The sequence below is a fragment of the Enterobacter sp. 725m/11 genome, assembly GCF_011683705.1.
GTDB classification, from domain to species: Bacteria; Pseudomonadota; Gammaproteobacteria; order Enterobacterales; family Enterobacteriaceae; genus Enterobacter; species Enterobacter bugandensis.
In genome coordinates this window covers 48152-59372 of record NZ_JAAQOK010000002.1, presented here as the reverse complement: position 1 = coordinate 59372, position 11221 = coordinate 48152, and the positions used below count along the sequence as shown (strand labels likewise).

Sequence of the window (11221 nt, the reverse complement as noted above, 5' to 3'; positions counted from 1 at the left end):
TCATGGCAGATTACCAGGGTAAAAAAGTCGTTATCATCGGGTTAGGCCTCACCGGCCTCTCCTGCGTGGACTTTTTCCTTGCGCGCGGCGTTACTCCGCGCGTGATGGATACGCGTGTCTCTCCGCCGGGTCTGGACAAACTGCCGGAACAGGTTGAACGCCACCTTGGTGGTCTGAATGATGACTGGCTGCTGGCAGCCGATCTGATTGTCGCCAGCCCGGGTATGGCGCTGGCGCACCCTTCACTGAGCGCTGCTGCGGATGCGGGCGTTGAGATTGTCGGCGATATCGAGCTGTTCTGCCGCGAAGCGCAGGCGCCGGTTATCGCGATCACCGGTTCTAACGGCAAAAGCACCGTCACTACCCTGGTGGGTGAAATGGCGAAAGCAGCGGGCATGAACGTAGGGGTAGGCGGCAATATCGGCCTGCCCGCGCTGATGCTGCTGGACAAAGGCTGCGAGCTTTACGTTCTGGAACTTTCCAGCTTCCAGCTTGAAACCACCTCCAGCCTGCATGCGGCGGCGGCAACGATCCTCAACGTGACGGAAGATCATATGGATCGGTATCCGTTTGGTCTGCAGCAGTATCGCGCGGCCAAGCTGCGTGTTTACGAAAATGCCAAAGTTTGCGTGGTTAACGCCGACGACGCGCTGACCATGCCGGTGCGCGGCGCGGACGAGCGCTGCATCAGCTTTGGTATCACCATGGGTGATTATCATCTGAACCGCCAGCTGGGCGAAACCTGGCTGCGCGTGAAAGGTGAAAAGGTGCTGAACGTGAAGGAGATGAAGCTTTCCGGCCAGCACAACTATACCAATGCCCTGGCGGCGCTGGCGCTGGCAGATGCCGTAGGGCTGCCGCGCTCTTCCAGCCTGAAAGCGTTGACCACGTTTTCCGGCCTGGCACACCGTTTCCAGCTGGCGCTGGAGCATAACGGCGTTCGCTGGATTAACGACTCTAAAGCGACCAACGTGGGAAGCACGGAGGCCGCGCTGAACGGTCTGCACGTTGACGGCACCCTGCATCTTCTGTTGGGTGGCGACGGCAAATCTGCTGATTTCTCCTCCCTGAAACAGTACCTCACCGGCGATAACATCCGCCTGTACTGCTTTGGCCGTGACGGCAGCGAGCTGGCTGAACTACGCCCGGAAGTTGCTGAGCAAACTGAAACGATGGAACAGGCGATGCGCCTGATTGCCCCGCGCGTGCAGCCTGGCGACATGGTTCTGCTCTCCCCGGCGTGCGCCAGCCTCGATCAGTTTAAAAATTTCGAACAGCGTGGCGATGTCTTTATCCGCCTTGCGAAGGAGTTAGGCTGATGCGTTTATCTCTCCCTCACCTGAAAATGCCGCGCCTGCCAGGATTTGGAATTCTGGTGTGGTTGTTTGCGGCGCTGAAAGGCTGGGTGATGGCTTCCCGGGATAAAGATTCCGATAGCCTGATTATGTACGACCGCACCCTGTTCTGGCTGACGCTGGGGCTGGCGGCGATCGGCTTTATCATGGTGACGTCGGCCTCTATGCCCGTTGGACAGCGTCTGGCGAACGATCCCTTTCTGTTCGCCAAGCGTGACGGGCTGTACATCATTCTGGCGTTCTGCCTGGCGCTGGTAACGCTTCGTCTGCCGATGGCGTTCTGGCAGCGCCACAGTACCGCGATGCTGATCGCCTCCATTATCATGCTGCTGATCGTGCTGGTTGTCGGGAGCTCCGTTAACGGGGCATCACGCTGGATCGCCTTCGGCCCGCTGCGTATTCAGCCTGCGGAGTTCACCAAGCTTTCGTTATTCTGCTACCTGGCAAACTACCTGGTGCGAAAAGTCGATGAGGTGCGAAACAACCTTCGCGGCTTCTTAAAGCCGATGGGCGTCATTCTGGTGCTGGCGATCCTGCTGCTGGCGCAGCCTGACCTCGGGACCGTTGTCGTACTGTTTGTCACCACGCTGGCGATGCTGTTCCTGGCAGGGGCCAAGCTGTGGCAGTTCATCGCCATCATCGGGATGGGGATTTCAGCGGTGGTGCTGCTGATCCTCGCCGAGCCTTACCGTATCCGCCGCGTGACCTCGTTCTGGAACCCGTGGGAAGATCCGTTCGGTAGCGGTTACCAGCTGACGCAGTCGCTGATGGCGTTTGGCCGCGGTGAAGTCTGGGGGCAAGGTCTGGGCAACTCGGTACAGAAACTGGAGTATTTACCGGAGGCGCACACCGACTTCATCTTCTCCATTATTGGGGAAGAACTGGGTTATATCGGTGTGGTATTAGCGCTTTTAATGGTATTCTTCGTCGCTTTCCGCGCCATGTCGATTGGCCGAAAAGCGCTGGAGATCGATCACCGCTTCTCAGGCTTCTTAGCCTGCTCAATTGGTATCTGGTTTAGCTTCCAGGCGCTGGTTAACGTCGGGGCCGCAGCGGGTATGCTGCCGACCAAAGGTCTGACGTTGCCGCTGATCAGCTATGGTGGTTCGAGCCTGTTGATCATGTCGACGGCCATTATGTTTTTGTTACGCATAGATTATGAGACGCGTCTGGAGAAAGCCCAGGCGTTTACACGAGGTTCACGATGAATCAACCGAAGCGGTTAATGGTGATGGCAGGCGGTACCGGTGGACACGTGTTCCCGGGGCTGGCGGTTGCGCACCATTTAATGGAGCAGGGCTGGCAGGTACGCTGGCTGGGAACCGCAGACCGCATGGAAGCCGACCTGGTACCGAAGCATGGTATTGAGATCGACTTCATTCGTATTTCCGGCCTGCGAGGCAAAGGCCTCAAGGCCATGCTGCTGGCGCCGGTGCGTATTTTTAATGCCTGGCGTCAGGCGCGCACCATCATGAAGCGCTTTAAGCCCGATGTGGTGCTGGGTATGGGCGGCTATGTTTCTGGTCCCGGCGGGCTGGCCGCGTGGTCGTTAGGCATTCCCGTTGTTCTGCACGAGCAGAACGGTATTGCGGGTCTGACCAACAAGTGGCTGGCGAAAATCGCCACCAAAGTGATGCAGGCGTTTCCCGGCGCGTTTCCGAAAGCGGACGTGGTGGGTAACCCGGTGCGCGTCGACGTGCTGGCGCTGCCTCTACCGGATGCCCGCCTGGCGGGACGTGAAGGCCCGGTTCGTGTTTTGGTCGTTGGTGGTTCTCAGGGTGCGCGCATTCTGAATCAGACAATGCCGCAGGTGGCGGCAAAGCTGGGTGATGCCGTGACTATCTGGCACCAAAGCGGTAAAGGCGCTCAGCAGACCGTTGAGCAGGCGTACGCTGATGAAGGCCAGCCGCAGCATAAAGTGACGGAATTTATTGACGATATGGCCGCAGCCTATGCCTGGGCCGATGTCGTGGTCTGCCGCTCTGGCGCGCTGACGGTGAGCGAAATCGCCGCCGCCGGCTTGCCAGCGCTGTTCGTGCCGTTCCAGCACAAAGACCGACAGCAGTACTGGAACGCGCTGCCGCTTGAGAAAGCCGGCGCGGCGAAAATTTTTGAGCAGCCACACTTTACCGCCGATGCGGTCGCCACCACCCTGGCGGGCTGGAACAGAGACGCGCTGCTGGAGATGGCGCAGCGCGCGCGCGCTGCCGCTATCCCGGATGCGACAGAACGGGTGGCAAAAGAAGTGAGCCTGGCAGCCCAGGCTTAACCCTCGCAGCGCGTGTTGCGCTGCACGAATTTTAAGTAGTCGATGGCGTTTAGAGAATGAATACACAACAACTGGCAAAACTGCGTTCAATCGTGCCCGAGATGCGTCGCGTCCGGCACATTCACTTTGTTGGCATCGGTGGTGCCGGCATGGGCGGTATTGCCGAAGTGTTAGCTAACGAAGGCTATCAGATCAGCGGGTCTGACCTGGCGCCAAACCCTGTCACGCAGCAGCTGGCGTCGCTTGGGGCGACTATCTATTTCAACCATCGCCCGGAAAACGTGCGCGATGCAAGCGTGGTGGTGGTATCGAGCGCCATCTCCTCTGACAATCCGGAAATCGTTGCCGCGCACGAAGCGCGCATTCCGGTGATCCGCCGCGCAGAAATGCTGGCGGAACTGATGCGGTTCCGTCACGGCATTGCGATTGCCGGTACCCACGGTAAAACCACGACCACGGCGATGGTTTCCAGCATTTATGCGGAAGCGGGTCTCGATCCGACGTTTGTCAACGGCGGTCTGGTGAAAGCCGCAGGCGTCCATGCGCGTCTGGGCCACAGCCGTTATCTGATTGCGGAAGCGGATGAGAGCGACGCGTCGTTCCTGCACCTGCAGCCGATGGTGGCGATTGTCACCAATATCGAAGCTGACCATATGGATACCTACCAGGGCGACTTCGAAAACTTAAAGCAGACCTTCATCAACTTCCTGCACAACCTGCCGTTTTATGGCCGCGCGGTGATGTGCGTGGACGACCCGGTGATCCGCGAGCTGCTGCCGCGCGTCGGTCGTCAAATCACCACCTACGGCTTCAGCGAAGACGCTGACGTCCGCGTGGAAGAGTACAAACAGATTGGTGCGCAGGGGCATTTCACTCTGGCGCGTCAGGACAAAGAGCTGCTGCACGTCACGCTGAATGCGCCAGGGCGCCATAACGCGCTCAACGCCGCAGCGGCAGTGGCTGTTGCGACGGAAGAAGGGATTGATGATGAGGCGATCCTGCGCGCGCTGGAAAGCTTCCAGGGGACGGGGCGTCGCTTCGACTTCCTCGGCGAGTTCCCGCTGGAAGCGGTGAATGGTAAGCCAGGTACCGCGATGCTGGTGGACGACTACGGTCACCATCCGACGGAAGTGGACGCGACCATCAAAGCCGCACGCGCGGGCTGGCCGGAGAAGAATCTGGTGATGATCTTCCAGCCGCACCGCTTCACGCGTACCCGCGATCTGTATGACGATTTCGCCAGTGTGCTGTCACAGGTAGATACCCTGCTGATGCTGGATGTTTACGCCGCTGGCGAAACGCCAATTCCAGGCGCAGACAGCCGTTCCCTGTGTCGTACCATCCGCGGGCGCGGTAAAGTTGACCCTATTCTGGTTTCTGACCCGGCACAAGTGGCGGAAATTCTGGCACCGGTCCTGACCGGTAACGATCTCATCCTGATTCAGGGTGCGGGAAATATCGGCAAGATCGCCCGTACCTTAGCTGAAATCAAACTGAAGCCGCAAACCCAGGAGGATGAGCATCATGGCTGATAAGATTGCAGTCCTCTCTGGCGGCAACTCCGCCGAGCGCGAGGTTTCTCTGAATTCCGGCGCTGCCGTGCTGGCGGGCCTGCGTGAAGGCGGCGTAAACGCACATATTGTCGATCCAAAAGAGGTCGACGTGACGCAATTAAAAGCGATGGGCTTCGATAAGGTCTTTATCGCGTTACATGGTCGTGGCGGTGAAGACGGAACCCTGCAAGGGCTTCTGGAGCTGATCGGCCTGCCTTACACCGGAAGCGGCGTGATGGCATCCGCCATATCTATGGATAAACTGCGCAGTAAGTTACTCTGGCAGGGAGCGGGTTTACCCGTTGCGCCGTGGGTGGCGCTGACGCGCGGCGAATTTGAATTGGGCCTGTCGGACAGCGTTAATACACGCATTGCGGCACTGGGCTTACCGGTTATTGTAAAGCCGAGCAGGGAAGGGTCGAGCGTCGGGATGTCAAAGGTCGATAAAGCTGAAGATTTAACATCTGCTTTAGCGCTGGCATTTCAACACGATGAAGAAGTTCTGATTGAAAAATGGCTCAGCGGGCCGGAATTTACCGTCGCGATGCTTGGCGAAGAAATTTTACCGTCAATTCGCATCCAACCCGCCGGAGTCTTCTATGATTATGAGGCGAAGTATCTGTCTGATGAGACGCAATATTTCTGCCCTTGTGGTCTTGAAGCAGAGCGCGAAGCCGAATTACAGTCCCTGGTGCTTAAAGCCTGGAATGTTTTGGGCTGCAGCGGCTGGGGACGCATTGATGTGATGCAGGACAATGACGGGCAGTTTTATCTGCTGGAAGCCAATACGTCACCGGGAATGACCAGCCACAGCCTTGTGCCGATGGCGGCGCGTCAGGCGGGAATGAGCTTCTCGCAGTTAGTCGTACGTATTCTGGACCAGGCGGGCTGATATGTCTCAGGCTGCATTGAACACGCGCAACCGCGATGACGAAGAAGAATACACTTCTTCACGCCGGAGTAATGGAACGCGTCTTGCAGGCATCATTTTCCTGCTCGGGGTGCTGTGCACCGTGTTTATCAGCGGCTGGATGGTGCTGGGCTGGATGGAAGACGCACAGCGGTTGCCGCTGTCAAAGCTGGTGGTGACCGGCGAGCGTCACTACACGCGTAACGATGATATTCGCCAGTCTATTCTGGCGCTGGGATCGCCCGGCACCTTTATGACGCAGGACGTCAATATTATCCAGAGCCAGATTGAACGTCTGCCCTGGATAAAACAGGCGAGTGTCAGAAAACAATGGCCTGATGAATTGAAGATTCATCTGGTTGAATATGTGCCCATTGCGCGTTGGAATGATCAGCACATGGTTGACGTAGATGGAAATTCCTTCAGCGTCCCGAGCGATCGTGTCAACAAGCAAAATTTACCGATGTTGTATGGCCCTGAAGGCAGCGAAAACGAAGTATTGCAGGGTTTTCGTGAAATGGGGCAGGTGCTGGCGAAGGACAGGTTTACGTTAAAAGATGCTGCGATGACGGCGCGCCGCTCCTGGCAGCTGACGTTGACGAACGGCATTAAGCTCAACCTGGGACGCGGCGACACAATGAAACGTCTTGCGCGTTTTGTAGAACTTTACCCGGTTTTACAACAGCAGGCGCAGGCGGACGGCAAACGGATAAGCTACGTTGATTTGCGCTATGACTCAGGCGCAGCAGTCGGTTGGGAGCCGGCTCCGGTCGAGGAACCTAATCAGCAACAGAATCAGGCACAGGTACAGGCAGAACAACAATGATCAAGGCGACGGACAGAAAACTGGTAGTTGGACTGGAGATTGGCACCGCGAAGGTTGCCGCTTTAGTAGGGGAAGTTCTGCCCGACGGTATGGTCAATATCATTGGCGTGGGCAGTTGCCCGTCCCGTGGTATGGATAAAGGTGGGGTAAACGACCTTGAGTCGGTGGTGAAATGCGTACAGCGCGCCATCGACCAGGCTGAATTAATGGCAGATTGCCAGATTTCTTCTGTCTATCTGGCCCTTTCTGGCAAGCACATTAGCTGCCAGAACGAAATCGGTATGGTGCCGATTTCTGAAGAAGAAGTGACGCAGGAAGACGTTGAAAACGTTGTGCATACGGCGAAGTCCGTGCGCGTTCGCGACGAGCATCGCGTGCTGCACGTGATCCCGCAGGAATATGCGATTGACTACCAGGAAGGGATCAAGAACCCGGTTGGTCTGTCTGGCGTGCGTATGCAGGCAAAAGTGCACCTGATCACATGTCACAACGATATGGCGAAGAACATCGTAAAAGCCGTTGAACGTTGTGGCCTGAAAGTTGACCAACTTATTTTCGCCGGTCTGGCGGCAAGTTATTCCGTGCTGACCGAAGACGAACGTGAACTGGGTGTCTGTGTGGTCGATATCGGTGGTGGTACAATGGACATGGCCGTGTATACCGGCGGTGCGCTGCGCCACACCAAAGTGATCCCTTACGCAGGGAACGTTGTGACCAGCGATATTGCTTACGCTTTTGGTACGCCACCGAGCGATGCAGAAGCGATTAAAGTACGCCACGGCTGTGCGCTGGGGTCTATCGTTGGTAAAGATGAGAGCGTTGAGGTGCCGAGCGTGGGCGGCCGTCCGCCGCGTAGCCTGCAGCGCCAGACGTTGGCAGAGGTAATTGAGCCGCGCTATACCGAGCTGCTCAACCTGGTCAACGAAGAGATTTTACAGCTTCAGGAACAGCTTCGTCAGCAGGGTGTTAAGCATCATCTTGCGGCGGGGATTGTATTAACCGGCGGTGCAGCGCAAATTGAAGGTCTTGCGGCCTGCGCTCAGCGCGTGTTCCATACGCAGGTGCGTATTGGTGCGCCGCTGAATATTACCGGTTTAACGGATTATGCTCAGGAGCCGTACTATTCAACGGCTGTGGGCCTGCTTCACTACGGGAAGGAATCTCATCTCAGTGGTGAAGCGGAAGTGGAAAAACGCGTCTCAGTGGGGTCGTGGGTCAAACGACTGAACAACTGGCTGCGAAAAGAGTTTTAATTTTTTAAAGAGACCGGAGAGAATTAGCGGTCTCGGGCGACAGGCACAACGGAGAGAGAAATTATGTTTGAACCTATGGAACTGACCAACGACGCGGTGATTAAAGTCATCGGCGTCGGTGGCGGCGGCGGTAACGCCGTAGAGCATATGGTGCGTGAACGCATTGAAGGTGTTGAATTCTTCGCAGTTAACACCGATGCGCAGGCACTGCGTAAAACGGCAGTTGGCCAGACTATCCAGATCGGCGGTGGCATCACCAAAGGGCTGGGCGCTGGGGCTAACCCGGAAGTCGGTCGCAACGCGGCTGAAGAAGATCGTGAAGCCCTGCGTGCTGCACTGGAAGGTGCGGACATGGTCTTCATCGCAGCAGGCATGGGCGGCGGTACCGGTACCGGTGCAGCACCTGTTGTCGCTGAAGTAGCTAAAGATTTAGGTATCCTGACCGTTGCTGTCGTGACCAAGCCTTTCAACTTCGAAGGCAAAAAGCGTATGGCCTTCGCGGAGCAGGGTATCACCGAGCTGTCCAAGCATGTGGACTCGCTGATCACCATCCCGAACGACAAGCTGCTGAAAGTTCTGGGTCGTGGTATCTCCCTGCTTGACGCCTTCGGCGCAGCAAACGACGTGCTGAAAGGCGCGGTCCAGGGTATCGCAGAACTGATTACCCGTCCTGGCCTGATGAACGTTGACTTTGCAGACGTTCGCACCGTGATGTCCGAAATGGGCTACGCGATGATGGGCTCTGGCGTGGCGAGCGGCGAAGACCGTGCGGAAGAAGCGGCTGAAATGGCTATCTCTTCTCCACTGCTGGAAGATATCGATCTGTCCGGTGCGCGCGGCGTGCTGGTCAACATTACCGCTGGCTTTGACCTGCGTCTGGATGAGTTCGAAACCGTGGGTAATACCATCCGCGCGTTCGCTTCTGACAACGCGACCGTGGTAATCGGTACTTCCCTTGACCCGGAAATGAACGACGAGCTGCGTGTTACCGTTGTTGCGACCGGTATCGGTATGGACAAGCGTCCTGAGATCACCCTCGTGACCAACAAGCAGACTCAGCAACCGGTAATGGATCGTTACCAGCAGCACGGTATGTCTCCTCTGACTCAGGAGCAAAAACCGGCCGCGAAAGTGGTGAACGACCCAACGCCGCAAACGGCAAAAGAGCCAGATTATCTGGACATCCCGGCGTTCCTGCGTAAGCAAGCTGACTAAGAATTGGCTGGAATTTGGGGATTTGCGCTCTTTGTGCTAAACTGGCCCACCGTTAGTGATATACACTCTCGGTTGGATAGTTAATTTGGCGAGATTATACGATGATCAAACAAAGGACACTTAAACGTATCGTTCAGGCGACGGGTGTCGGTTTACATACCGGCAAGAAAGTCACACTGACGTTACGCCCTGCGCCGGCCAATACCGGGGTCATCTATCGTCGCACCGACTTGAATCCACCGGTAGATTTTCCGGCCGATGCCAAATCTGTGCGTGATACAATGCTCTGTACTTGTCTGGTGAACGAGCATGACGTGCGGATTTCTACCGTAGAGCACCTGAACGCCGCCCTGGCGGGTCTGGGTATCGACAACATTATTGTTGAAGTCGATGCGCCAGAAATCCCGATTATGGATGGTAGTGCTGCGCCGTTCGTTTATCTGTTGCTGGATGCCGGCATCGAAGAACTGAACTGTGCGAAGAAATTTGTTCGCATCAAAGAGACCGTTCGCGTCGAAGATGGCGACAAGTGGGCTGAATTCAAACCGTACAATGGTTTCTCGTTGGACTTTACCATCGACTTTAACCATCCGGCGATTGACTCCAGCACTCAGCGCTACGCGATGAACTTCTCTGCTGATGCGTTTATGCGCCAGATCAGCCGCGCACGTACGTTTGGCTTCATGCGTGATATCGAATATCTGCAGTCCCGCGGCCTGTGCCTGGGCGGCAGCTTCGATTGTGCCATCGTTGTTGACGATTATCGCGTACTGAACGAAGACGGCCTGCGTTTTGAAGATGAATTCGTTCGTCACAAAATGCTGGATGCGATCGGCGACCTGTTCATGTGTGGTCACAACATCATTGGTGCATTTACCGCGTTCAAATCCGGTCATGCACTGAACAACAAATTGTTGCAGGCCGTCCTGGCAAAACAGGAAGCCTGGGAATATGTGACCTTTGAAGACGAAGCGGAACTGCCGCTGGCGTTCAAAGCACCGACTATGGTCCTGGCGTAACGGTTAACGCCGTTTCGTAAGAAAAGCGACTGGTTCACCTGGTACTCTCTCCGACCAGGGAAGCCAGTCGTTTTTATTTCTGCCCTTCTTTGATTTGCCCCTCTACTCCCTGGCCATTGTCGGGTGCCGAATAACGGTGTGTTCGCTGCATTATTGACCGTTTTTACCTGCTGCAAGGTGTCATTCCTGCTGCTGCGTATTGGCTTTAGTGGTAATATCTGGGCGCTAAAAAAGAATAACTGAACTCAGCCTGCACTGGCGGGCGAATGTGGTGGAGCAAGTGAGCGGAATACTGACGCGCTGGCGACAATTTGGCAGACGTTACTTCTGGCCGCATCTCTTATTAGGGATGGTCGCGGCGAGTTTCGGCTTGCCTGCGCTCAGTAACAGTGCGGAAGCGGCGACGCCAGCACGTTCCACGACAACTAAACACGATCTCTCGACGCGGGTTAACTTTACTAATCTCGCGTGGCTTGAAGCCAGCCGTCGTCCTAATTTCTCCGTTGATTACTGGCAGCAGCACGCCATCCGCACGGTTATTCGTCATCTGTCGTTCGCGATGGCGCCGCAGACGATGCCTGTTGCTGAAGAGTCGCTGCCGGTTCAGGCTCAGCATCTTGCCCTGCTCGATACGCTTAATGCGCTTCTGACGCAGGATAACCAGCCGCCCGTGACCGTGAGTCAGACGGCGCAAACCTGGTTTGTTCCTCCTGTATCATTCTCCGTTTCGACATGGATTAGCCAGGTTCACGGCATCCGTGCCGGGCCTCAACGCCTCAGCTAAATTAACCTTTTTCAATACCTTAATTTATCTGCCCGTC

Annotated in this window: 10 protein-coding genes; all 10 read left to right on the top strand. The window is 56.3% G+C overall.

Annotated features, from left to right (window positions below; all coding sequences use genetic code 11):
* Positions 1-2 precede the first annotated feature (2 nt).
* The 10 genes from murD (at position 3) to secM (ending at position 11184) form a co-directional block, all read left to right on the top strand.
* The gene (gene murD, locus HBA26_RS01130) at positions 3-1319 is read left to right on the top strand and encodes a UDP-N-acetylmuramoyl-L-alanine--D-glutamate ligase (protein ID WP_126345445.1); all 1317 of its coding nucleotides are present in this window, start codon (positions 3-5) and stop codon (positions 1317-1319) included.
* Complete coding sequence (gene ftsW, locus HBA26_RS01125) at positions 1319-2563, top strand: cell division protein FtsW (RefSeq protein WP_126345446.1); 1245 nt, start codon at positions 1319-1321, stop codon at positions 2561-2563. The genes murD and ftsW overlap by 1 nt, the downstream gene beginning before the upstream one ends.
* Complete coding sequence (murG, locus tag HBA26_RS01120) at positions 2560-3624, top strand: undecaprenyldiphospho-muramoylpentapeptide beta-N-acetylglucosaminyltransferase (RefSeq protein ID WP_028015509.1); 1065 nt, start codon at positions 2560-2562, stop codon at positions 3622-3624. Before ftsW ends, murG begins: the two co-directional genes overlap by 4 nt.
* Before the next feature lie 56 nt (positions 3625-3680).
* Positions 3681-5156: a UDP-N-acetylmuramate--L-alanine ligase gene (gene murC / locus HBA26_RS01115; RefSeq protein ID WP_047363459.1), complete on the top strand. Its 1476-nt coding sequence runs from the start codon at positions 3681-3683 to the stop codon at positions 5154-5156.
* Positions 5149-6069 carry a D-alanine--D-alanine ligase gene (locus tag HBA26_RS01110; protein ID WP_041911244.1) on the top strand — a complete coding sequence of 307 codons (921 nt, stop codon included), beginning with the start codon at positions 5149-5151 and terminating at the stop codon, positions 6067-6069. Before murC ends, HBA26_RS01110 begins: the two co-directional genes overlap by 8 nt.
* A 1-nt stretch (position 6070) precedes the next feature.
* Positions 6071-6913 carry a cell division protein FtsQ gene (gene ftsQ, locus HBA26_RS01105; RefSeq protein WP_045259458.1) on the top strand — a complete coding sequence of 281 codons (843 nt, stop codon included), beginning with the start codon at positions 6071-6073 and terminating at the stop codon, positions 6911-6913.
* On the top strand, positions 6910-8166 hold the full coding sequence (ftsA, locus tag HBA26_RS01100) for a cell division protein FtsA (protein WP_006173845.1): 1257 nt from the start codon (positions 6910-6912) through the stop codon (positions 8164-8166). Before ftsQ ends, ftsA begins: the two co-directional genes overlap by 4 nt.
* Positions 8167-8229: 63 nt before the next feature.
* Positions 8230-9381, top strand: coding sequence for a cell division protein FtsZ (ftsZ, locus tag HBA26_RS01095; RefSeq protein ID WP_008501978.1), 1152 nt, complete (start codon positions 8230-8232; stop codon positions 9379-9381).
* Between the two features lie 101 nt (positions 9382-9482).
* Positions 9483-10400, top strand: a complete 918-nt coding sequence (gene lpxC / locus HBA26_RS01090; protein WP_006810110.1) for a UDP-3-O-acyl-N-acetylglucosamine deacetylase — start codon at positions 9483-9485, stop codon at positions 10398-10400.
* A gap of 280 nt (positions 10401-10680) precedes the next feature.
* On the top strand, positions 10681-11184 hold the full coding sequence (gene secM, locus HBA26_RS01085; RefSeq protein WP_028015513.1) for a secA translation cis-regulator SecM: 504 nt from the start codon (positions 10681-10683) through the stop codon (positions 11182-11184).
* The last annotated feature ends 37 nt before the right edge of the window (positions 11185-11221 follow it).